Raw genomic sequence first — 23,395 nt, 5'->3', positions numbered from 1 at the left:
AACCGATGCGGCAATTCTTGCGTGCAATCCCCGAAAGACGCGGCGGCATCGGCAATTAACGCCCGCCGCGAACGTCAGGCGGGGCCTTTTCGATGCGCTACATCATGCTGTGACGTTTCCGGCAACGCGCGCGGAAACCTGCGAGACTGAATGCTGGATTTGGCTCAAAGCGTCCCCATCTACTCCGTCATGATTTCGGCCACGACTCTCGATACCACGCCTACGGAGCGATCGTCTTCCGCTGATCCGGCGCGCGCGGCGGCGACCACGGCAAAACCGTCCACGGCTCATGCGCTGGACGGATTTCACCCGGCCGTCGTCAGCTGGTTTCTGAAAACGTTTCCTGCGCCCACCAGTGCGCAAGCCGACGCGTGGCCGCACATCCGCAGCGGCCGCTCCACGCTGGTCGCCGCGCCAACGGGTTCTGGCAAAACGCTCACCGCCTTTCTTTCCGCTCTCGACGAACTGGTCCAGCAAGGCCTCGCGAACGGCGGCGCGCTGCCGGATGAAACGCTGGTGGTCTACGTGTCGCCGCTCAAGGCGCTGTCGAACGACATCCGCCTGAATCTGCAGGTGCCGTTGCAAGGCATCGCGCAGGAGCTTGCCGAACGCGGCTTGCCAGCGCTCGACATCCGCACCGCCGTGCGAACCGGCGACACCACGCAGCAGGAACGCAACGCGCTGAAGAAGCGTCCGCCGCATATCCTCGTGACCACGCCCGAATCGCTATACGTGCTGCTCGGGTCGGATTCCGGCCGCCGCATGCTGTCCACCGTGCGCACGGTGATCGTCGACGAAATTCATGCGCTCGCGGGCGGCAAGCGCGGCTCCCATCTGTCGCTCAGCCTCGAGCGGCTCGACGCGTTGTGCGGACGGCGACTGCCGCGCATCGGCCTGTCGGCCACGCAAAAGCCGGTGAGCGCCGTCGCTCAGTTTCTCGTGGGCGGCGCGAGCGTCGACAGCGAGACGCCGGCCGATTGCGCGATCGTCGACGTCGGCCACATCCGCGCGCGTGACCTTGCACTCGAAATCCCGCCCGTGCCGCTCGAAGCGGTGATGCCGAACGAAGTATGGGAGCGCGTGTACGACCGCCTGGCCGAACTCGTGGCGATGCACCGCACCACGCTGATCTTCGTCAACACGCGGCGGATGGCCGAACGCGCCGCGCGTCATCTGACCGAGCGTCTCGGCAAGGAGGCGGTCGCGGCGCACCACGGCAGCCTCGCGAAGGAACACCGGTTCGATGCCGAACAGCGGCTGAAGCGCGGCGAATTGCGCGTGCTGATCGCCACGGCGTCGCTGGAGCTCGGTATCGATATCGGCGACGTGGACCTGGTGTGCCAGATGGGCTCGCCACGTGCGATTGCTCCGTTCCTGCAACGCGTGGGACGCTCGGGGCATCACGTCGGCGGCATGCCGAAGGGGCGGCTCTTTCCAGCGTCGCGCGACGATCTGATCGAATGCGCGGCGCTGCTCGACTGCGTGCGTCGCGGCGAGCTGGACGCGCTGCATATTCCGCGCGCCCCGCTCGACGTACTCGCACAGCAGATCGTCGCCGAAGTCTCCTGCGCCGAATGGAGCGAGGACGCGCTATTCGACCTGATGCGGCGCGCCGCGCCTTACGCGCAGTTGCAGCGCGAACAGTTCGACGCCGTGCTGCGCATGCTCGCCGAAGGCTATACGAGCCGCAACGGGCCGCGCGGCGCATATATTCATCGCGACGTGGTGAGCGGCACGCTGCGCGGGCGGCGCGGCGGCAAACTGGTGGCCGTCACCTCGGGCGGTACGATCCCCGAGAATGCCGACTACGCCGTCGTGCTCGAACCGCAGGCCATCAACATCGGCACCGTCAACGAAGATTTCGCGGTAGAGAGCCTCGCGGGCGACGTGTTCCAGCTCGGCAATGCGTCATACCGGATTCTGCGGATCGAAGGCGGCCGCGTGCGGGTCGAAGACGCGCAAGGGCAACCGCCGAATATTCCGTTCTGGCTCGGCGAAGCGCCGGGGCGCAGCGACGAACTGTCGTTCGGCGTCGCACGCCTGCGCGAGCACATCGAACGCCTGCTCGACAGCGAGAACCCGGCGACAGCGGCGGCCGATTCGCCCGATCACGCGCGTTGCGCCGCGATCGAATATGCGGTCGGCGAGCTTGTCGAAGAACTCGCGATAGACGAAGCCGCCGCGCGTCAGATCGTCGACTATCTGGCGCGGGCGCGTGCCGCGCTCGGCGTGCTGCCCACCCAGAACACGCTCGTCATGGAGCGTTTTTTCGACGAATCCGGCGGCACGCAACTCGTCATTCATGCGCCGTTTGGCAGCCGCGTGAATCGCGCATGGGGCCTCGCGCTGCGCAAGCGCTTTTGCCGCACCTTCAATTTCGAATTGCAGGCGGCCGCCACCGAGGACGCGATCGTGCTCTCGCTCACGGGCAGCCACTCTTTCGTACTCGACGAGGTGTGGCGCTATCTGCATTCGACCAGCGCCGAGCGTCTGCTGATCCAGGCGCTGCTCGACGCGCCGCTATTCGGCGTGCGCTGGCGCTGGAACGCGACCACCGCGCTCGGTCTGCCGCGCTATACCGGCGGCCGCAAGACCGCGCCGCAATTGCAGCGCATGCGCAGCGAGGACCTGCTCGCGAATGTGTTCCCCGAGCAGGCTGCGTGTCTGGAGAACGTGGTCGGCGAGCGCGAGTTGCCCAGTCATCCGTTAGTGGACCAAACGATCGACGACTGCCTGCACGAGGCCATGGACAGCGAAAGCTGGCTCGCGCTGCTACGCCGCATCGAGGCGGGTGAGGTGCGGCTCATCGCACGCGACCTGCCCGCGCCCTCGCCGCTCGCGGCCGAAATTCTCAACGCGAAGCCGTATGCGTATCTCGACGACGCGCCCATCGAGGAGCGTCGCACGCAAGCCGTTCTGAACCGCCGCTGGACCGATCCGGCCAGCGCCGACGACCTTGGCGCGCTGGACGCCGATGCGATCGACAGCGTGCGCGACGAAGCATGGCCGCAGGCGCGCTCAGCCGACGAGATGCACGAAGCGCTGACGGGTCTTGCCTGCATCACCGAGGCCGAGGCGCGCCGTCAGGAGGGCTGGAGCGGCTGGCTGGCGGAACTGGCGGCGGGCGGCCGGGCTACACGCGTCATCCTGCCGGCCGGTCTCACTGTGTGGGTGCCCGTCGAGCGCGTGCGGTGTTTCGAAGCGCTCTATCCCGGCGCGCGCGTCGAGCCGCCGCTCGATGCGCCAAAGGGATTCACGGAAAACTGGAGCGCCGAAGACGCATTGCTCGACGTACTGCGCGCGCGACTGACCGGCTTTGGCCCGTTGCCGGTGCAGGCGATCGCGGACGCGTTGGGACAGCCGGCGGCGTCGGTCGAACGGTGTCTGGCTCGACTCGAAGCGGAAGGCTACGTCATGCGCGGCCGCTTCACCCCGAACGCCACGGACGAAGAGTGGTGCGAGCGCCATCTGCTTGCGCGTATCCACAGGTACACGGTGAAACGTTTGCGCCGTGAGATCGAGCCTGTCGAACGACACGATTTCATGCGTTTCCTGTTCGAATGGCAGCACCTCACGCCGGACACGCGAAGCGAGGGGCGCGACGCGCTCGCGGCGGTGCTCGACCAGCTGGAAGGCTTCCAGGCCGCGGCAGGCGCGTGGGAGGACGACATTCTGCCGGCCCGCGTGAAGGCCTACGCCAATACTTCGCTCGACGAACTATGCCGTGCCGGCAAGGTCGTGTGGACCCGTTTGACGGAGCGCGCACGCAGCGCCGCCGGTCCGGTGCGCAGCACGCCGATCGTGCTTCTGCCGCGTGCGCAGGTTCGCCTGTGGCGCGCATTGATCGATCCGTCGAAACAGCCTGAACTGTCGGCTCGCGCACAAAGCGTCCATGACGCGCTGTCGCAGCACGGCGCGATGTTCTTCGACGAACTGCTCGGCGAAGTTTGCGTGTTGCGCATGGAACTCGAGAGCGCGCTCGGTGAACTCGTGGCCGCCGGGCTGGTGAATTCCGACAGTTTTGCGGGGCTGCGCGCGCTGGTGAGGCCCGCCGCGAAACGCAGCGCCTTTTCGGGCAGCCGGCGTGCGAGGTCGAGCGCGCTGATCGGCGGCATGGACGACGCGGGCCGCTGGGCGCTCGTCGCGCGCCCTGCTGCCAGCGCGGAAACCGGCGCGAGGGCGTCGGCCGAGGTGGAAACCGGTGCGCAAGTGCCGCTCAAGCAGGCGGAAAAGCAGCCCGAGCGCCGCCGCGCGCTCGCGCCGGAAGTGCTCGAACATATCGCGATGACGCTGCTGCGCCGGTATGGTGTGGTGTTCTGGCGTCTGCTGGAACGCGAGGCCGAATGGCTGCCGCCGTGGCGTGACCTGCTGCGCGTGTTTCAACGTCTGGAGGCACGCGGCGTGATTCGAGGCGGACGCTTCGTGAGCGGTCTTGCCGGCGAACAGTTCGCTTTACCCGAGGCCATTCCGTTATTGCGCGAAGTGCGCCGCCATGCGAACGACGGTACTTTCGTCTGCGTCGCGGGCACGGACCCGTTGAATTTTGCCGGTACACTGCTCGTCGGCGAACGGGTGCCGGCCGTCTCGGGCAACCGGATTCTGTATCGGGACGGGATCGTAATCGCCACGCTCACGTCCGGGACTTTCTGGTTCGACGCATCGGTGGAACACATTCCGGCGGAGCGCGAACGTGCTCGCAGCTTGCTCGCACGCCGCTTTTAGGACCACGGAATCACCGATAAAAGCAATAATTGCACGCGCGTCATCAATTAGCCGCAAAAAAGGCTAAAGACCCCATGCTGAATAACCGTTAATGTTTATAAGCATGAATTCAAGCCGCTTCGCTACAATGGGGTCGGTCTTAAGTATGATAAAGACTGTTTGCCGCCCGACCGCCCATACGACGGCCGTCGGCACCGCCCGGGGATCTCATGAACGACGACCAACACGACCAGGTGCTTTTTGCCCAGTTCGGCACAAGCAGCCCATGCTGGCGTCTGTCGAACGACAGCAACGCGCTCGAACTCACGCCCGTGAACGGCGACGTGCCGGTCAATGTCGCCATTCCGCTCAATCCCCAGCAGGCTTCTCAAATCCGCTGCCTCACGGGCGTCACCGCGCATCTGGTACTCGACATCCGTCTGTTCGGCGAGCCGTTGCGCCTGCATCTGGTCGGCAAAAAGCTCAACAGCAACACGTGGGCCGGGACCGCGTCGGCGTATGACGACACCGAATCCGTCGCGCGCGATCTGGTTCACGGTCTCTCCTTCGCCGAACAGGTGGTGTCCGAAGTCAACTCGGTCGTGGTGATCGTCGACCGGCATGGCCGGATACAACGCTTTAACCGCCTCGCCGAGGAACTCACGGGCGTCAAGGAAGAAAATATTATTGGCCGCAACGTGTGGGCGCTTTTCATGACGTCCGAAGACGGCGCGGCGTCAAGTCAGAATATCGCAGGCTTTTTCAATCGCGGCGTGTCGTACGAAGTCGAGCGGCGCGTCAAAACCGTGCATGGCGAGCGGCTTTTCCTGTTTCGCAACAAGTTCGTGCAAAGCGGCAGCGGCGTCGACGAACAGTTCCTGATCTGCTCCGGCACGGACATCACGGAACAGCGGCGCGCGCAGGACCGTCTGACCGAACTCGCCAATACGGACGCGCTCACCGGCCTTGCCAATCGCAACGCGATTCAGGACAGAATCCGCGCGGCCATCGAAGACGCGGGCCCGGACGAGGCGGTCGGCGTGCTGTTTCTCGATCTGGACAACTTCAAGAAGGTCAACGACCACTACGGCCACGTCTTCGGCGACCGGCTGATTCGCGATGTGTCGTCAGCGATCAGCACGTGCCTGAACCCGGGCGACACGCTTGCGCGGCTGGGCGGCGACGAATTCATCGTGCTCGCGGCAAAAGGCACCGCGCATCAACTCGAAGACACCGCGCAACGCATTCTGGAGCGCATGCGCACGCCCTTCGCGCTGGGTCTCGTCGAGGTGTATACGGGCTGTTCGATCGGCATTGCGCGCTATCCGGAACATGGCGACAGCCTCGAATCACTGATCCGCTCGGCCGACACGGCCATGTACGTGGCGAAAGACGAGGGCAAGCGAACGCACCGCGTGTTTTCGCCCGACATGAACCGCCGTGTCGCCGAGTACATGTGGCTCGACACGAATCTGCGGCGCGGTCTGGACGAAGGCCAGCTCACGCTGCACTACCAGCCCAAGCTGTCGCTCGCCACCGGCGCCGTGCAAGGCGCCGAGGCGCTGGTTCGCTGGAATTCGCCGGAACGCGGGCAGATCATGCCAAACGAGTTCATCCGCTACGCGGAGGAGTCCGGCCTGATCGGCGTGCTGGGCCGCTGGGTGATGGTCACAGCGGCAAAACAGGCCGCGAAATGGAAGGCGGAGGGCTATAACCTGCGCATCGCGATCAACCTGTCGGCGCGCCAACTGGTGGATACAGCCGTGGTGCGGCATTTTAGCGAAGCGTTGCAGCAGGCCGAACTCGATCCCTGCCTGATCGACCTGGAGCTGACGGAAAGCTGCCTGATCGAAGACGAAGCGGCAGCAATCGATCTGATCAAGCAGTTCCGCCAGATCGGCGCGCAGGTTCATCTGGACGATTTCGGCACCGGCTATTCGTCGCTCTCGCAGTTGGGGCGGATTCCGCTCGACGTCATCAAACTGGATCGCAGTTTCGTGCGCTCCATCAACGCCGACACCAAAGCGCAGGCGCTGGTGCGCTCGATGGTCGCGGTCGCGCAGGAACTGGACTTCAAGGTCGTGGCCGAAGGCATCGAAACCGAATCGGAAGAACTATTCATGAAGGGCCTGGGCGTCGAATACGTGCAGGGTTTCCTGTACGGTCAGGCCATGCCCGCCGCGGAGTTCGAGCGCTGGTTGCAGGACCGTCAGAAGCTCAGACTGATTGCCTGAGCTCGCCGACTGACCGCTGCGGCTTACGTTGGCCCAGCCGGGATCTGTTCAGGCGAAGTTTGCCGTGCTACTCGCCGTCTGGCGCAGGTTCGACGTCCGGCGGTTTTGCAGCATGACCAGCCGCTCCATGAAAGCGAGGTCTTTTTCCTCGATCGTGAACGCGGCGTCCACCCAGTCCTCGGTGATTTCCATCAATTCGGCGCGCGAGAGTTGCAGCACGCGCTGGCGCGCCCGCAACATCGCGCGAATGCCGTTCATTTTCGGCTTCAGCGTGTCGATGAACGTGCGCGTCGCCATGTACGCGTCGCCCGGCTCGAACAGCTGGTCGACCAGGCCCTTGCCGTAATGCCATTCGGCCGTATGCGATTCGCCAATGCCGATCAGTTCCTCGGCGAGCCGCATGCCGGCCTTGCGCGCCACCAGTGAATAACCGCCCATTCCCGGAAACAGGTTGAATGCGATCTCAGGGAAGCCCATGCGTGCGTCTTTCTGCGCGAGCAGAAAATGATGCGCGAGCGCTGCTTCGAAGCCGCCGCCGAGTGCCGTGCCTTCCACCATCGCAATGGAAATCGCTCCCGTGTCGAAACCCCGCGCCGCTGCATGCACGCAGTCCACACAGGCGCGTGCATAAGCCATCAGCGCCTGACGCTTGCCCGAGCGGATCGTCTCGGCAAAAAAATCCAGATCGCCGCCGACGTTGTACATCGTCGGGATCACCGAACCCGTAACCCAGAAATCGATCGGCAGGCCGGATTCCCGTGCTGCTTGCGCGAGACCCAGAATGTCGTGAACGAGTTCGAGATTAAAACAGGGGCGCGGCTGCGCGCGCAGCATCATCCACATGACGTTGCGGCCTTCCTCGTAGTAAGCGGAGATTTGCGACAGATTGCCGGCTTCGAGAAATGGGCGGCAGGCGGGATGGTTATGCAAATTCATTTTGGCGGTCCTTTTGAGGTTAAACACTGGCGTGCAATGGGAGCCTAAAGCAGACCGTAATGAGATGGGAGCGGGGTAACCAACAGATGAATGCAAGCCGTTATAAGAGCCTTGCCAGGCGGGGCTTTCAGGGGAGCGGCAGCGACCGCGGGGAGCGCCGCGCGCGCAACGCTTGCGCACCGGAAAGGGGCGACACGCGCCCGGCAATTGGGCAACCCGCAAGCTTGGGCCGCCGAGAATGGGAAAAGAGACTTCTATTCGGGCCAAAAAAATGGAATACCGGGCAGCCGATTGAATCGACGCATAAAAAAGGCATGTTCAATGCCGCTTAATGAACCGCAGGGCTAACGGTCGGGATTAACGAAAATACCCGTTGAGCCGCAATTGCAGCCATCCGCCTGTCATCGCAGCGCCGCCGACCAGCGGGCCGCGTCTTCCTCGCTCATGCCAACGGCCAGCGCCGCCGTATGAATCTGCTGCCACGTGGCCGGGTCCACTGGAATGCCTTCGGCCTCGCGCTGCGTGCGTGTCATGCGCTCTGGCTCGCCTGGCTCGTCAATCCGCTCGCTGCCCGCCGCGAGAGGCGACGCCTTCACCCAGTCGAGGAACGCGTCGGCTTCGGCCTGCGCGTTCGGCGCGTCGAAAGCGTCCGGATCGATGATGACCGACAGCATGCAGTTGATGATCGCGCTGGTCGTGCGAAGCGTCCCCTGATGCGTGGTGAAACCGCCCGAAAGCGCGCCGCCAAAAATCTCGCACATGGCCGCGAGGCCAAACCCCTTATGGCCGCCAAACGGTGTGAGCGAGCCGAACGGCTCTTCATGCATCACCCTGGGTTCGAGCGTGGGATACCCTTCGTGATCGATCAGTGCGCCAGGCGGCGCATGCTTGCCCTGGTTATAGGCGACCCGCGTCTTGCCATAAGCCACGGTGCTCGTGGCGAAGTCCAGCACGAGGGGCGGCTTGCCGGGCCGCGGATACGCCGCGCAGAACGGATTCGTGCCGATGCGGCGGTCCGCGCCACCAAACGGCGCGACGAGCGGATCGCCCGCGACATTGACGAAATGAAACGACACCAGCCCGGCCCGCGCACACTGCTCGGCCCAGTGACCGATTCGCCCGATGTGATGCGCGCCGCGCAAGCCGACCGCGCAGATGCCGAGCCGTTTGGCGCGCTCGATGCCCAGCGCCATTGCCTCGAATGCCACCACCTGTCCGAAGCCTTTACCGCCTTCGACAGTCAGTACGGCGCCGGCGTCCTTGACCACCTGCGCATGCAGGTTCAGTTGCAGCTGCCGGTCCGCGAGCGACGCGACATAGCGCGGGATCATGCCGACGCCATGCGAATCATGCCCGGTCAGATTCGCCGCCACCAGATGATCGGCGACCAGTTCCGCTTCGCGCGGCGAACTGCCCGCCCGCTCCCATATCGCGCGGACGTAGTCATGAAGCTGGTCGGCCGCGATGCGGGACGGGGCCGGTTGAACAGTCACAGTCGGTTTATCGGTCATTCAGCGAGCAGGCCTCACGAGGGATGCGAAGGGAATGAATACCGAACGGCCTGGCCGGTCACGGCGCGGCGGCGATCACGTCGGCCACGGCGGCGGTCAGCTTCTTGCCGTAAGGCACGTGCAGGAACTCGTTCGGCCCATGCGCATTCGACTTCGGCCCGAGCACGCCGCACACCATGAACTGCGACTTCGGGAAACCGGCCTTCAGCACGTTCATCAGCGGGATCGTGCCGCCTTGTCCCATGTATGCGACATTCGCGCCGTAATGCTGGCGCGACGCGTCGTTCAGCGCGGTTGCCAGCCACGGCGCGAGGTCGGGCGCGTTCCAGCCGCTTGCCGCGCCCGCGTCCGGCTTGAACGTCACCTTGGCGTTGTACGGCGGATCGAGTTCGAGCAGCGCCTTCAGGTCGGCCACCGCCTTCTCGGCTTCGACCATCGGCGGCAGACGCAGCGACAGCTTGAACGCGGTGCGCGGACGCAGCACGTTGCCGGCGTCGGCGAGCGCGGGCAAACCGGCCGCGCCCGTGACCGACAGCGACGGACGCCACGTCGAATTGAGCAATGCTTCTTTCGGATCGGTCGTGGTGGGCAGCACCTGACGGCCGTTTTCGCCGCAGGCCCACGGCAGCTTCTTCCACACGTCGTCGCCGAGAATGCGGGCGGTGGCTTCGGCTTCACGCAGACGGTCGGCGGGAATCTGAACGTGAAAACCCTTTGGCAGCAGCGTGCCGTTGGCCGAATCTTCCAGGCGGTCGAACAGTTGGCGCATCACGCGGAAGCTCGACGGCGCGATGCCGCCGTAGCCGCCAGAGTGAATGCCTTCGTCGAGCACCTGAACTTCCAGATCGCCGGCGACGAGGCCGCGCAGCGACGTGGTCAGCCACAACTGGTCGTAATTGCCCGCGCCCGAATCGAGGCACACGACGAGCCCCACTTTGCCGAGCCGCTCCCGCAACGCGTCGACGTACGGCAGCAGATCGTAGCTGCCCGACTCCTCGCATGTTTCGATCAGTCCGACGCAGCGCGGACGCTCGACGCCCTGCTGGTCCAGCGCGGCGAGCGCGGTGATGCTGGCGTAGATCGCGTAGCCGTCGTCCGCGCCGCCGCGGCCGTAGAGCTTGCCGTCCTCCATCTTGGGGGTCCACGGACCGAGATCGTTGCGCCAGCCGTCGAACTCCGGTTGCTTGTCGAGGTGGCCGTACAGCACGATGGTTTCTTCGCTGCCCGAGCGCGTCGCGGCAGTTTCGAAATAGATGACCGGCGTGCGGCCCGGCAGGCGAATGACTTCGAGCTTCAGGCCGCGCACGGGCTGCTGCTCGGCCCATTGCGCGGCGTCGGTAATCACGCGCTCCAGGTAGCCATTCTTCACCCACTCGGGATCGAACGCCGGGCTTTTGGCGGGCACTGCAATGTAGTCCGTCAGCGCGGGCACGATCTCGTCGTTCCACTTGCGGTCCACAAATTCACGGAGCGTGTCGTGGTTGATTCGCTGAACCTGCTGGGTGGTGTCGTCGGAGATCATGGTGGCGGTCCGTGCTGTCGGTGGTCGGAAACGACCATGATAGTCCGGATGGGCGATCGGCTAAACCCCTCGCCACGCGTCCCGCCTGTTGAACATTGCGTGACATGCCGGCGCCGGACGATCGGAGACTTCGCCGCTTGCCCGTCAGCACCCGCTTTGCACAGCGTGCGACAAGGCTGCGCAAAGCAGGCAATCGCGCGACAATTGCCGCATCGCGGCAATCGCCGCACCCCCACGGAGCCGCTCATGAGGGGCATTGTGCTGGTTCAGGCTGTCGCCGCCGCTCTCGCGTTGGCGCTCTACTTCCTGCCTGCCATTCTCGCGGACCGCCGCAAGCGTCACGACGTGCTGACGCTCGCGCTATTCAATGCCTGTCTCGGCTGGACCGGTTTCGGCTGGCTGCTCGCACTCTACTGGTCGCTGCAGCCGAACCCGCCGCCGGCCATTGCGGGCGAAGTCGTGGAAAACCGGAAGGTGGTGCGCATGCGGGCGTTTTCGGCGGCTTTGATGATTCGCGTGCAGCGGCGCGCGGCCGCGCAGGAGCGGCCTAAGAGGTAGCTGGTCAGCGACGAATGCAGGGGTTCCGGCGAACCGCAGCAGGCAAGCGGGTCAAGTCCAACACGGTTTGCGCAGAAGCGCGCAATAGACCATAGCCAACGAACGCGAGGGAGCGCCGGCGGAAACTTGTGCAGGCAGGTCAGATTCGTCAGGCAGCGCGCCCGACCCGGTTCCATAAAACCGAGGCAGCAGGGATGGAGCGCGGCTCCGCCTGCACACTGGCAGGGGCGAACATCTCGCGGCGCAGTTCGCCGTGCTCGTCGAACCATTCGCAAACGAGCCAGTCACCGGGATTCAAGGCCACCGGCCCCGCGTAAGTCACCGTCATCCGCGGGCCTCCTTCCTTGATTGTCACCACATCGCCGACGTTAAAGGTTCCGGGCGGCGGGGTCTGCATCGTGTCAACAGTCGCTGTCAGCATTTCAATCCCCCACTCAACCCGATGAACTCATTAAGTCATTGCGCCACGCTTCTCGACATCCGACCCACGGAAGGAAACTCCAAATGAAACGCCAGATTATCAATCGAAATTAATGCCGGCAAGCAATTTTTAATTGATACCGTTTTCACTGCAGCGATAAGCACTGCACAACACGCGCAGCGATAAAACTTGCGGAAAAAGCGGCAACCTATGCCAGGCCTTGCCCCCGTGCGGCACTGCACGATCGCAAGAGTTACTGTCGACGCTCCCACCGCATTCCGGAGAACGCTGACCTTTCTCAACCATATCTAAATGCTGACTGAAAAGTTATTACGGTTTATTAAATCTTGTTGCGTGCGGCCGGGATATTTGAAATTACCTGTGAACAAAGGGATCATCGGTAAATCCAACCGTCCATCATTGGATCGCGAATGAAAATACTCGATAAATTCCAGCAGCAGCTCTGAAATCGTCTATATGCACTCCACTTCTTGAACCGCACAAACCGCCCGCTGCAATGCAGCGTCACCGTAGCGGTCGAGCACCCGCTCGATGTGAGCACCGCAGCATTAATCTGGTGTTGCTGTCGCTTACGCGGTTCCTGAAGGCAGCAAGAGACGCAGACGGTGGGAGCTCAGCCTGAACGATCCTGCTGCCTGCGCCTATGCCCGTAGCTGCTCGTCAATGCTCCTCGTCAACGGCGACTGAACGTCGCCCGTATGTTTTGTCTGCACGGGCTCGATCAGCACGATCCAGCACTCGCTCTCCGCCACCGGGTTGTGCAAGGTGCCTCGTCGCACCACATGCATTGACCCGGCAGGCAAATCCACCACGCGACCGCCTTCATACTCGATCTTCAGATGCCCCCGCACGACGTAAAACATTTCGTCCTCGTGCGCATGGTCGTGCCACACAAGTTGACCACGCACCTTGGCAATCTTCACGTACTGGTCGTTGACCTGCGCGACGACTTTCGGCGACCAGTACTCCGACACCTCCGCAAAGGCGGTGTCCAGATCGAACGACTCGGCAAATGGATAGACAGACATTTTTTATCTCCACGCAGGAATGATGGAAGCGGCGAGCAGCACGCCCATTACGAGGTTCAGGATGCGCCAATGCCGCGCGGTCCGCAGCTGTCGGGCAAGCAGCACGCCGAGCGCGCACCACAGCATCAGCGACGCACACGCAGCCGTGCCGAATGCCACGCCAAGCACCACGGCGAGCCGGCTCGCGCTGCTCGCAAGCGTTGCAAACGAGGCCGTCGCGCCAACCGTCATTGCCCAGCTCTTCGGGTTAAGCCATAGCAGCAGGACGCCTTGCCCGAGCGTGACGGGTCGCGCGGGCCCGTTGCCCCCGTCCGGCGGACCGCTTCGCCCAATGCGCCACGCAAGCCACAGCAGATAGGCGGTGCCTGCCACCTTGGCGCCCGTCTGCAGCGCGGGCCTTGCCCGCAACAGGCTGCCAAGGCCGAGCGCCGCGACGGCGGCGAGCAGCGAGAGACCGACGGCAATGCCCAATACGAGCGGAATCGAGCGCGCGAAGCCAAAGCGCGCGCCCGACGCGGTGGCAAGCGTGGTCGCGCCGCCGGGTGTGGCCGTCGCGACGGCGACGAACAGAACGAGGGGCAAAATCGAAGTCATCGGATGCGTTCAGGAGAAACGGATCGCCCACTATAGGCAGTCGCTACGCATCACAAAAGCCAATAATGATGATGCAACACATTAACCTGCATAATGCGTCCATGACCCGAAACCTCGACCTCAACCTGATCCGCACCTTCGTGACCGTCGCCGACAATGCGAGCATGACGGTCGCCGCCAATCTGCTGCACATGACACAAGGCGCGGTCAGCCAGCAGGTGAAACGCCTCGAAGACACGCTCGATTGCCTGCTGTTCGTCCGGAAGACGCGCAAGCTCGAACTGTCACGCCAAGGCGAGCAGTTTCTCGTCAAGGCGCGGCAGCTACTGCGCTTGAACGACGAAATCTGGGACGACGCGACTGCCCAGCCGTTGCACGGCAGCCTGCGCGTGGGTGTGCCCTACGATCTGGTCACGCCGCTCGCGCCTGCGATGAAAGCGTTTGCCGAAGCGCACCCGCAGGTTGAGATTTCGCTCGTATGCGCCGCGTCACCGGAACTGAACGAGGCGGTGAACACGGGGCGCGTCGACGTGTCGCTCGTCGAGTACGTGGCGGACGAAGCGCACGGCGAAGTAATCCGCGTCGAACCCCTGGTGTGGGTGAACGGCCGTGGCAGCGACGCGTGGCAGAAACGACCGCTGCCGCTTTCGATGGTGGACGAACGCTGCGCGTTCCGCCCGGTGGTGCTGGGCGCGCTCGCGAAAGAAGGCATACCTTGGCGCACGGTGTTCGAGAGCGGCAACATTGAAGCCACAGCCGCCACGGTGCGGGCGGGCCTCGCCGTCACGACCTGGCTGGTCTCGACCGTACCGTCCGACCTGGAGATCGTCGCGCCGCATGCGGTGCGCTTGCCTGCGCTGCCGTCGTTCGCGATCTGCCTGCGATTGCCGGCCACGGTGCAGCCGGTAGCTCAGGAGTTCGCGCGCCACGTGCGTGAATCCATGTCGAACGGCGCGGCCGCCACGCACACCGCGCCCAATCGTCTTGCGAAAGTCGGATAACGCTGCCGCAGCACGGCCACGCAAGGAAGCCGGCGCGCGGAGGTGGACCGCGCGCCGGCGCTATTGCCTCTGTTACCTCTATCACCTCGTTCGGGCCGCATGCATCGCGGCTTCAATCCAGATCACGTTTCGAGTTTCGCATCCATTGTGATCGTCGCATTCAGCACCTTCGACACCGGACAACCCGCCTTGGCGTCAGCCGTGGCTTTGTCGAATGCGGCCTTGTCGCCGCCCGGAATCTTGACGGCTACATCCAGATGCACAGCGGTGATCGCAAAGCCGCCACCTTCCTTGTCCAGCGTGACCGTGGCCGTCGTGCCGATACGCTCCGGCGTGATGCCGGCCTTGCCCAGTTCCGCCGACAGCGCCATCGAAAAGCATCCTGCGTGCGCCGCCGCAATCAGCTCTTCGGGATTCGTGCCGATGCCGTCCGCAAAGCGTGTCGAAAACGAGTATTGCGTGTCCTTGAGGACACCGCTGTCGGTGGAAATCGAGCCCTTGCCGTCTTGCAGACCGCCTTGCCAGACTGCTGATGCCTTGCGCTTCATCGCTCTCTCCAGTTGTGTTCTGCTTCGCTCGCTTACAACCCTTTGATGCCGCCGCAGCGGTCCCGCCCGGATCTTCCGCGGTATTGGCATCGGTCGTCTCCGTGGCGCCGCGCAGCAGACGTGGGCATGGACCGAACCTCATCATAGGCGCATCCGTGTTCCAGCGTCGTGACGGTGTCAGCGATAGCGTGAACAGACCTTCCATTGCGCCCGAAGCGAGCACTCAGCAAAAAGCGGGCCGAACAGGTCGGCGTAAAAGCAGCGACAACTCACCCGTCATTCCGGGAACGGCAGACTCTCCTGCCCCGCCGCCCGCATGCCAAAGACGTTCAGCGTCATGGCCACGAGCGCGTAGTAGCCGAGCAGTCCCACGAGGTTGATCACGACCTGATGGCCGAAGCGCTCGACCGCCTTGGCATAGGTCGCATCGGACACACGTTGCGTCTCGTAAAGCTCGCTTGCGAAGTCGTAGACCAACGCGTTGTCCGTGTCCGCGAAATCGGGGCGACGTCCAGCGCGGATCGCCTCCGCGTCCGCTTGCGTGAGCCCGGCTCGCAGCGCGATCGGATAGTGGATGTGCCATTCGGCCTGCGCCCGCCAACGCGCGGCCGTCACCAGAATGGCCAGTTCGGACAGGCGCAGCGGCAAGCCGGTCTCGTAGCGGCAAAACGCGCCGAGGCGCTGCGCATGCTGCGCCAGTTCCGGGCTATGGATCCAACCGAGAAAAGGCCCATCCAGATTGCCGCGCGGGCCGGCCAGAATCTCGTCGAGCACCGACAGTTGCTCGGGCGTGGCGGTGGCGGGATCGAAGTGAGGCAGGCGGTCGGTCATGAGGTGTCTCGTGTGGTGTCGTGATGTCGGATGCTTCAAATGGCAGCCAGCGCGCTCTCGATTGCATCGGCGAGCCGGCTGACGATCTCGTCGATATCGCGCGCAGTGCAGATGAACGGCGGCGCGAGCAGCACATGATCGCCGATCCTGCCGTCCACCGTGCCGCCCATCGGGTACACCATCAGGCCGCGCGCGAATGCTTCGCGACGGATCGCCGCGTGCAGTTTCAGCGCCGGGTCGAATGGCCTTTTGCTCACGCGGTCATTCACCAGCTCGACGCCGACGAACAGTCCGCGGCCGCGCACGTCGCCGATATGCGGATGCTGCGCGTAGTGCCCGCGCAACCGGGCGCGTAATTGCTCGCCGCGCGCCTGCACGTTGGCGAGCAGTTTGTCTTCGGCAATCACGCGTTGCACCGCGAGCGCGGCAGCGCAGGCGGTGGCATGACCGACATACGTGTGGCCGTGCTGAAAAAATCCGGAGCCGCTGACAATCGTCCGATAGATCCGCTCGCTCACGAGCGTCGCGCCGATCGGCTGATAGCCCGCGCCCAGCCCCTTGGCAATGGTGAGCAGGTCCGGCGCGACGCCGTCCTCTTCGCACGCGTACAGATAGCCGGTGCGGCCCATGCCCGACATGATCTCGTCGAGAATCAGCAAGACACCATAGTGATCGCACACCGCGCGAATTTTGCGGAAATATTCGCGCACCGGCGGCACTGCGCCTGCCGTTGCGCCCACCACCGTTTCGGCAACGAACGCCGCCACCGAATCGGCACCGAGTTCGAGGATTTTCTGTTCGAGTTCGTCGGCGAGACGCTGCGCAAACGCTTCTTCTGTTTCACCCGCACGCTGCTCGCGATACGCGTAGCACGGGCTCACGTGATGCGCTTCGATCAGGATCGGCAGGAACGGTTCGCGCCGCCACGCGTTGCCGCCAATGGCGAGCGCGCCCAACGTATTGCCGTGATAGCTCTGCCGGCGGGCGATGAAGTGGCGGCGCTGCGGCTCGCCTTTCTCCACGAAATACTGACGCGCGAGTTTCAGCGCCGCCTCGATCGCCTCCGATCCGCCGGATACGAAATACACATGTTCGAGCCCTTGCGGCGCGTTCGCCACCAGATGATCCGCGAGCGTTTCCGCGGGTTCGGTCGTAAAGAACGATGTGTGCGCATAGGGCAGCGCCTGGGCTTGCTGTTTGATCGCGTCGATCACGCGCTGATTGCTGTGGCCGAGGCATGACACGGCGGCGCCGCCGGACGCGTCGATATACCGCTTGCCCGCGGAGTCGATGATCTCGATACCGTCGCCCGCGACCGCGAGCGGCAGCGATTGCTTCGGAGAACGATGGAAGACAGTGGACATGCGTTGCCGATTCCTGTGTAAAAGTGCGGTTTTTGCAAAGCGCTTCGATACGCGTCAGCGGGTTTTCGATGCCAGCGCCCTGACTGCCATGCGCACGCCAGACGCGAATCGCCGTAGCGCCTCAACGATCGATACGTCTTTATAACGCTAGGCAACAATTGTTGTCAAACAGGCCGCACGCGATCCAGACGGTGCGACGGGTTCGCACCGCAAGCGTTCAAACCTCAGCAGAAAAGATCCTAGGGGACGTAGGCGCCCTTCGCATGCAACGATTGCTCAGCGATCGCGAGCTGTTCGACTGCGCCCGCGCCTTCGAGCGCCAGCAGATGCGCGACGAGCGATTCGGCGATCGCGGTCGCGGCAACGAGCGACGGAAAAAAGGAAGGGCTTTCGTGCGAAAAGATGAGCACTTTGTCAGCGTTCAGCGCGATGGGCGACACCGCGCTGTCGGTAATGGCGATCAGCTTGCTGCCTTTTTCGAGCGCCGCCTCGGCCACGCGGGCGGCCTCGACCGAATACGGCGCGAAACTGACGACAATGGTGGCGCTGTCACGCGCGAGCGTGCGCAACTGCATTTCGAGCGTACCCGCTTCGCCGTTAAGCAGTGAGACCGACGAACGGAACAGCCTGTACCCATAGACGAGGCCGAACGCGACTGGATAGCACGAGCGGAAACCGGCCACATGCACATGGGGCGCGCGCCGTAGCAGACGCGCTGCCTCGACGATCGCGCGACCGTTGTGGGCGGCGGTGACGTCGAGATTATGTTGCTGTGCGACGAGCAGATCGTTCGCGAGCGCGTCTTTTGATTTGACGAGCGAGCGCGCGCGACTGGTAAGCGGTTCAGGCCGTGTGCGCACGCGCGCGACGAACAGATTGCGCAACTCGTTCCAGCCCGGAAAACCGAGTTGCTGCGACAGGCGCACCAGCGACGCCGGCTGCACCTGAGCCCGTTCCGCCACCTTGCGCATGGACGACACGGCGACTTCGTCGGGATGATCGAGCAGGAAACCTGCTCCCATCTGGAACTGCGGACTCAGTTCTGAAAAGCGCGCCCGAATCAGGGCGGCGAGCTGGTCGAAACTGTCTGGCATGCGATGACCCGGGCATAACGGCTGATAGGGATGACAACAAATGTTACCACCCGGGCACCGCCGCCAACAGGCGCCGATCAGCGGCTTGACTTACCTAGCAATTCGCTTGCGCTGTTCAACATGCCGTCAGCGATTTTGCTGGAATCGATACTGTAAGTGCCATTGCGCAGCGCGGCCTTGATCGACTCGACCTTAGCCGTGTCGATGTCCGAATCGCTCGATGAGCGCAGGGTGGACATGGATGAGAGATTGACCGTTGAATTCTGCGCACTGGCAGCGCCCACCTGCTGGACGGATTCGACGCTGCCGTTCGTGTCGCCTGCATCTGTCCCGCTTTGGATGCGTTTGTTCAGCGGCGTGATCTGGTAATGGCTGGATTCGATTTTCATACGATGTGACCTCCGACTCGTTAAATCTTTTAACGGTCCCGCATTTGCAATCTTTACCCAGCAAGAAGGCAGGCGGACCCTCCGAAGAGGGAGGAAAACCCGAAAAGCCTTGCCAGGCAACACTCCGAACCATTTGCAACAAATTGAAACAAAGTGTGAGGAATCGCACACAACGGCCTCAGGCTGCCGACGCGCCGGCGACGAAGGCGCAAATCACACCTCATCGACCGCTGGATCATGGGCCGGACGTCCCTTACAGTTCATCCACGCGCCGCCGCCTGTCAGCCAACTTTCGCCTGAAGCACGATAATGCGTGCACCGCGTCAACGAACTGTCCCGCCATCGAGCGCCCCTCCACTGCTTGAAAGCGGCAAGCCTGCACACCATTTACGTTTCCGTGAACAAACGCACTCGCCGTCCTTTGCAGCCTCAATGGCCTTTTCCGCCACGTCGCGACATGACGGGTCGCGCATGCGGCGATCTCGTCGCGCTTCAGTATCGCGGCGCGGAGGTATGGCTTTGGGAGTGCCGATGCGGCAGAGAGGTGTCAGCCGCGCTCAGGCTCGTGGAAGACGGCGTCGTGACAGATTGCGGCTGTCGCGAACAGCGTCGCGTGTGGCGATCGCGGCCCGGTTCGCCCGCGCTGAAAAGCGGCGAAGTATTTGGTCAGCTGATGACCGAGCGATACGCGGGCGATGGGCTGTGGGTTTGCCGGTGCGAATGCGGCAACGAGACGGTCGTCAGCGCAGGACGCCTGCGACTAGGTAAGGCACGCTCGTGCGGCAGCTGCGTTGCCGCGTCGACCGACCGGGCAGCCTAGACCGCCAGCGGTTGGCCATCGTTCAGGAATGTCTGCCCAGCGCCACACCCACGTTGTTCTTCGCCTCAGGAGGCCATACCGCGCGTCACGTCGGTTGATATGATTCGTGCTGCCAGCGTCCACTTCGAACTCATGATGCCGACAACCGACTTCTCCTATTTCAAGCGGCCCTGGTGGGGTGTGATCGCGCTGACATGCTCAGCATTCGTCTTCAATACGACCGAGTTCGTTCCGGTTGGTCTGCTCACCGCGATCGGCAACAGCCTCGACATGGAACCGACCAACGTCGGCTTGATGCTGACGATTTATGCATGGACGGTCGCCCTCGCCTCCATGCCGCTGATGTTGCTCGTGCGCAAGGTGGAACGGCGCAAGCTGTTGATGCAGGTGCTCGGGCTTTTTATCGTCAGCCACGTGGTTACCGGCGTTGCGCCCAACTTCACGATACTGGTGATCGGCAGAATCGGCATTGCGTTTGCGCACGCAATCTTCTGGTCCGTCTCCGTCGCAATGGTCGTGCGCCTTGTACCGCCGGGGGACAAAAGTCGTGCGCTTGGGCTGCTTTCCATTGGGACTTCGATTGCGATGGTGGCGGGCATTCCCATTGGCCGGGTGATCGGGGAAGCGCTGGGATGGCGCACCACGTTTCAGCTCATTGCGTGCGCGGCACTCGTGGTCATGGCCGGGCTGTGGGTGACGCTTCCGGTTCTGCCGAGTGAACGCGCAGGCTCACTGAAAAGTCTGCCGGGGCTGCTCAAGACGCCCGTGCTGATGGTGCTTTACGCGGTGACGGTGCTCACCGTGACGGCCCATTTTTCGGTCTATACGTACCTTGAACCGTTCGCGCACCTCGTGAACCATGCGAGCAACGGCCGGATTACCTACCTGCTGGTTCTCTTCGGTGTCGCCGGCATCCCGGCGGCGATCTGCTTCAATCGCTTCTACCCGAAGCAACCGCGCCAGTTCCTGCTGACGACCATCGCGTTGCTCGCAGCGTGCCTGCTGCTGCTATTTCCTTTCGCGTTGACCATCGGCACATTGTCGCTTCACATTCTGCTGTGGGGCGGAGTGATTATTTGCTTCGGGCTCGCCATGCAGGCGCAGGTTCTCGAGCTCGCGCCCGACGCGACTGATCTGGCGGTCTCACTCTTTTCGGGTTTGTACAACGTCGGCATTGGCGCGGGCGCGCTGTTAGGCAACCACATCGCGCACGACTTCGGGTTGCCGTGGATTGGCTCTTTTGGTGGCGTGGTGGGGGCCGCCAGCGCCGCGTTCTGCTGGATGGCGCTCACGCTCTCGCGCCGCAGGCGCCAGAGCGTGAGCGCGCCACCTGACGCTTCCGCGCCGTAAAAACATCCGCGTTTAAAGCAGCGCCACGACTCGCACATCGCCCTGCTCGGCGGACGCCACGACTTTGTCGCCGATTCTCCGGAACGTGATCGAGACCGTGGCACCGCCGACCCGCAAATCGCTCACTTCCAGCCAGTCGATGCCTTCGGGCAGCATGGGCTGCTCGATCAGCACTTCGCGGCGTTCGGCGTCGATCGTGATACCCAGACACGCTTCGAGCATCATGAACGGCGAGCCCGCAGCCCACGCTTGCGGCAAACAGGCGACCGGATACGCGGTGGGCGGCTCGCCGCGCCGACGCGGGAAACCGCAAAAGAGTTCGGGCAACCGCATGTCGAAATTGACCGCAGCCTGGAATAGCGCCTGCAGCAATCGCACGGCCGCCGCCTTGCCGCCGTAACGCGACAGACCGCGCGCGCAAAGCGCGTTGTCGTGCGGCCACACCGAACCGTTGTGATAGGCCATTGGATTGAAGCGCGCCTGACTCGCGGCGAGCGTGCGCACACCCCAGCCGGTGTGAAACAGCGTGGAGTCCAAGGCGCGCACGACAGACTCCCCACGCTCGCGCGACGGCAAACCGAACGCCAGCAAGTGCCCGGCGTTCGACGCCATCACACGGCACAGTTCGCCGTGGCCGTCGAGTGCAATGCCGTAGAAACCGGCCTCTTCCATCCAGTACTTTTCTTCGACGCACTGGCGGATTTTCTTCGCCCGTTCGCGGTACTGCGTGGCGATGTCGGGCAGTCCGCGGAGTGTGGCGAAATGCGCCATGGTGTCGAACGCCGCGCTTGCATACGCCTGCACTTCGACGAGCGCAACGGGACCATCGGGAAAGCGCCCGTCGGCATGAAACACCGAGTCGTGGCTGTCTTTCCAGCCCTGATTTGCGAGACCGCCGTCCGACTCGCGCTGATAGTCGAGCAGCCCCAGGCGGTTCTTGTCGCATACGCCCGCGACCCATTGCGCGGCACGTTCGAGCGCCGGCCACAATTCGTCGATCAATGCGAGATCTGCAGTGCGCGCCACGTACGCACCAGCCAGCACGATGAAAAGCGGCGTCGTGTCGACGCCACCGTAGTACAGCGCGAACGGCACTTCGCCGGTGGCCGCCATTTCGCCCTTGCGCATCTCGTGCATGATCTTGCCGGGCGCGGCGTCGCGGAACGGCGAATTTTCGCGCGCCTGATGTTCGGCAAGAAAGCGCAAGACGCCTGCAGCCAGCGCCGGTTGCAGCCAGAGCGTCTGCAGCGACGTGATGACCGCGTCGCGGCCGAACGGCGTGGAAAACCACGGAATGCCCGCATAAGGATACGGGCCGGTGGCGAGATCCGTGGTCAGCAGGCCGAGATCGGCGAGCGAACGGTCGATCCACGCGTTGAAAAGCGGGTTGCTCGAGCGCACGCGCGCGGTTGCACGGCGCCGTTCACGCATGACGAGGTGGGCGTCGACAAGCGCGGCGCGCACCGCCGTGCGGCCGACGCGCGGCCGCTCGGCATCGATCTGCGACAGGTGCGACTCGCTCAGCGCGTGGGTTGGCTGCGACACGCCGGCGCCCGGTTTGCCCGGTTGCGCGACGACCTGCACCGCTACCGACAGATAGATCGACACGCATGCCTGTGCAGGCAGCTTGACGGTGTAGTCGGCACGATCGGCAAACAGTTTGTCGGGCTCGGGCGAGAACGCTATCTGCACGTTGCGCGCGACGTCGTCGAGACCGATATAGCCGAGCAACACCTCGCGATTTTCGACACGCGCCGGTTCGACGCGGCCCTGCTTGTCACGCTTCAGGCCGCGCACTTCGAACATGTCGCGAAAGTCGCTCGCGAACGAAATGGACAGCGGGACGAGCGCGTCGCTCGTGCCGTAATTGGTGAGTTCGATTGCCTCGTTGAGCACCGTGCCCGACAGCACGCGCACGCGTTCGACGTGAATGACGCCTTCAGGCGTACTGTCGCCGCCAAGCGGGGGCAGCGGGCGGTTGGTCAGGTGGGCGGTAAAGGACGTATTGTCGCTGCTGACGCTGCCCGAGAGCAGCGAAGGCGCGCGGCCGCCGAAGGTGAGACGCAGCCGCGAGAGGACGCGGGTATCGTTGACGAAGAGGCCGTCGTCGTGACCCGTGATATCGCCCAGAGGATCGTTGACGATGAACGTGTCGCCCGATTTCAACACATGCTGGGCGGCGCTTGCGACGTTGAGATTTTCCGTCGGGATGAAAACGCCATCTGGCTCGGATTCGCGGTGGTCGATTCCGCCGGACAGGCCGCCGAGGGCTTCTGGTTGCTGCATCAGGGTCGCTCCTTTGGGTTCGCGTTCGGTATGCGCTTTACTGGTGCTCTGCACGCTGGCGCGTTGCTCCGGCTCTGGGGACCGGTGTCTCGTTTGCCTGGTGCCAGTTTGTCAGGTCATTCCGATTGTAGAGGCTCTGATCGCGTCAGACGACGTTATTGATGCGGAGTTTCCAGTTTTTTCGGG

17 protein-coding genes are annotated in these 23,395 nt (G+C 63.6%); 5 read left to right on the top strand and 12 right to left on the bottom strand.

Annotated elements, in window-relative coordinates:
• The first annotated feature begins 189 nt into the window (after positions 1-189).
• Both AAGS40_RS18660 and pdeR read left to right on the top strand, forming a co-directional pair.
• Positions 190-4,722 carry a DEAD/DEAH box helicase gene (locus AAGS40_RS18660; RefSeq protein ID WP_345816628.1) on the top strand — a complete coding sequence of 1,511 codons (4,533 nt, stop codon included), beginning with the start codon at positions 190-192 and terminating at the stop codon, positions 4,720-4,722.
• A gap of 209 nt (positions 4,723-4,931) precedes the next feature.
• A complete protein-coding gene (gene pdeR / locus AAGS40_RS18655; RefSeq protein ID WP_345816255.1) occupies positions 4,932-6,935 on the top strand; it encodes a cyclic di-GMP phosphodiesterase in 2,004 nt (667 codons plus the stop codon).
• 48 nt (positions 6,936-6,983) lie between these two features.
• Here pdeR and AAGS40_RS18650 read toward each other — a convergent pair whose 3' ends face one another.
• From AAGS40_RS18650 to AAGS40_RS18640, 3 genes are all read right to left on the bottom strand, one after another.
• Positions 6,984-7,871, bottom strand: coding sequence for a crotonase/enoyl-CoA hydratase family protein (locus tag AAGS40_RS18650; RefSeq protein ID WP_345816253.1), 888 nt, complete (start codon positions 7,869-7,871; stop codon positions 6,984-6,986).
• Positions 7,872-8,272: 401 nt separating this feature from the next.
• The gene (locus AAGS40_RS18645; RefSeq protein ID WP_345816252.1) at positions 8,273-9,364 is read right to left on the bottom strand and encodes a malate/lactate/ureidoglycolate dehydrogenase; all 1,092 of its coding nucleotides are present in this window, start codon (positions 9,362-9,364) and stop codon (positions 8,273-8,275) included.
• Positions 9,365-9,440: 76 nt separating this feature from the next.
• Positions 9,441-10,904 (bottom strand): M20 family metallopeptidase, encoded by a 1,464-nt coding sequence (locus AAGS40_RS18640; protein ID WP_345816251.1) that lies wholly within the window; start codon positions 10,902-10,904, stop codon positions 9,441-9,443.
• A 246-nt stretch (positions 10,905-11,150) separates the two neighbouring features.
• Between AAGS40_RS18640 and AAGS40_RS18635 the strand changes: the two genes are divergently transcribed.
• Positions 11,151-11,462, top strand: a complete 312-nt coding sequence (locus AAGS40_RS18635) for a superinfection immunity protein (protein WP_345816250.1) — start codon at positions 11,151-11,153, stop codon at positions 11,460-11,462.
• 148 nt (positions 11,463-11,610) lie between these two features.
• Here the strand turns inward: AAGS40_RS18635 and AAGS40_RS18630 are convergent, their stop codons facing one another.
• From AAGS40_RS18630 to AAGS40_RS18620, 3 genes are all read right to left on the bottom strand, one after another.
• A complete protein-coding gene (locus tag AAGS40_RS18630) occupies positions 11,611-11,883 on the bottom strand; it encodes a YodC family protein (protein WP_345816249.1) in 273 nt (90 codons plus the stop codon).
• A gap of 662 nt (positions 11,884-12,545) precedes the next feature.
• The gene (locus AAGS40_RS18625; RefSeq protein WP_345816248.1) at positions 12,546-12,932 is read right to left on the bottom strand and encodes a cupin domain-containing protein; all 387 of its coding nucleotides are present in this window, start codon (positions 12,930-12,932) and stop codon (positions 12,546-12,548) included.
• Between the two features lie 3 nt (positions 12,933-12,935).
• Positions 12,936-13,526 carry a LysE family translocator gene (locus AAGS40_RS18620; protein WP_345816247.1) on the bottom strand — a complete coding sequence of 197 codons (591 nt, stop codon included), beginning with the start codon at positions 13,524-13,526 and terminating at the stop codon, positions 12,936-12,938.
• 101 nt (positions 13,527-13,627) lie between these two features.
• On the opposite strand from AAGS40_RS18620, the gene AAGS40_RS18615 reads away from it, so the two are divergent.
• Entirely contained in the window at positions 13,628-14,527 is a 900-nt protein-coding gene (locus AAGS40_RS18615) for a LysR substrate-binding domain-containing protein (protein ID WP_345816246.1), read from the top strand.
• A 122-nt stretch (positions 14,528-14,649) separates the two neighbouring features.
• Here the strand turns inward: AAGS40_RS18615 and AAGS40_RS18610 are convergent, their stop codons facing one another.
• The 5 genes from AAGS40_RS18610 to flgM all read right to left on the bottom strand — a co-directional run bounded on the left by AAGS40_RS18610 (position 14,650) and on the right by flgM (position 18,753).
• Positions 14,650-15,075: an OsmC family protein gene (locus AAGS40_RS18610; RefSeq protein WP_345816245.1), complete on the bottom strand. Its 426-nt coding sequence runs from the start codon at positions 15,073-15,075 to the stop codon at positions 14,650-14,652.
• Between the two features lie 276 nt (positions 15,076-15,351).
• The gene (locus tag AAGS40_RS18605; RefSeq protein WP_345816244.1) at positions 15,352-15,906 is read right to left on the bottom strand and encodes a carboxymuconolactone decarboxylase family protein; all 555 of its coding nucleotides are present in this window, start codon (positions 15,904-15,906) and stop codon (positions 15,352-15,354) included.
• A 35-nt stretch (positions 15,907-15,941) separates the two neighbouring features.
• Entirely contained in the window at positions 15,942-17,270 is a 1,329-nt protein-coding gene (locus tag AAGS40_RS18600) for an aspartate aminotransferase family protein (protein WP_345816243.1), read from the bottom strand.
• A gap of 239 nt (positions 17,271-17,509) precedes the next feature.
• The gene (locus AAGS40_RS18595) at positions 17,510-18,364 is read right to left on the bottom strand and encodes a MurR/RpiR family transcriptional regulator (RefSeq protein WP_345816242.1); all 855 of its coding nucleotides are present in this window, start codon (positions 18,362-18,364) and stop codon (positions 17,510-17,512) included.
• A 77-nt stretch (positions 18,365-18,441) separates the two neighbouring features.
• The gene (flgM, locus tag AAGS40_RS18590; protein WP_345816241.1) at positions 18,442-18,753 is read right to left on the bottom strand and encodes a flagellar biosynthesis anti-sigma factor FlgM; all 312 of its coding nucleotides are present in this window, start codon (positions 18,751-18,753) and stop codon (positions 18,442-18,444) included.
• Positions 18,754-19,708: 955 nt separating this feature from the next.
• Here flgM and AAGS40_RS18585 point away from each other — a divergent pair.
• Entirely contained in the window at positions 19,709-20,923 is a 1,215-nt protein-coding gene (locus AAGS40_RS18585; RefSeq protein WP_345816627.1) for a sugar transporter, read from the top strand.
• A 12-nt stretch (positions 20,924-20,935) separates the two neighbouring features.
• Here AAGS40_RS18585 and AAGS40_RS18580 read toward each other — a convergent pair whose 3' ends face one another.
• The gene (locus AAGS40_RS18580) at positions 20,936-23,209 is read right to left on the bottom strand and encodes an amylo-alpha-1,6-glucosidase (RefSeq protein WP_345816240.1); all 2,274 of its coding nucleotides are present in this window, start codon (positions 23,207-23,209) and stop codon (positions 20,936-20,938) included.
• Positions 23,210-23,395: the final 186 nt, after the last annotated feature.

The organism is Paraburkholderia sp. PREW-6R, assembly GCF_039621805.1.
Classification (GTDB): domain Bacteria; phylum Pseudomonadota; class Gammaproteobacteria; order Burkholderiales; family Burkholderiaceae; genus Paraburkholderia.
The sequence above is the reverse complement of the archived record's forward strand: the minus strand, read 5'-3'. Positions and strand labels throughout refer to the sequence as shown.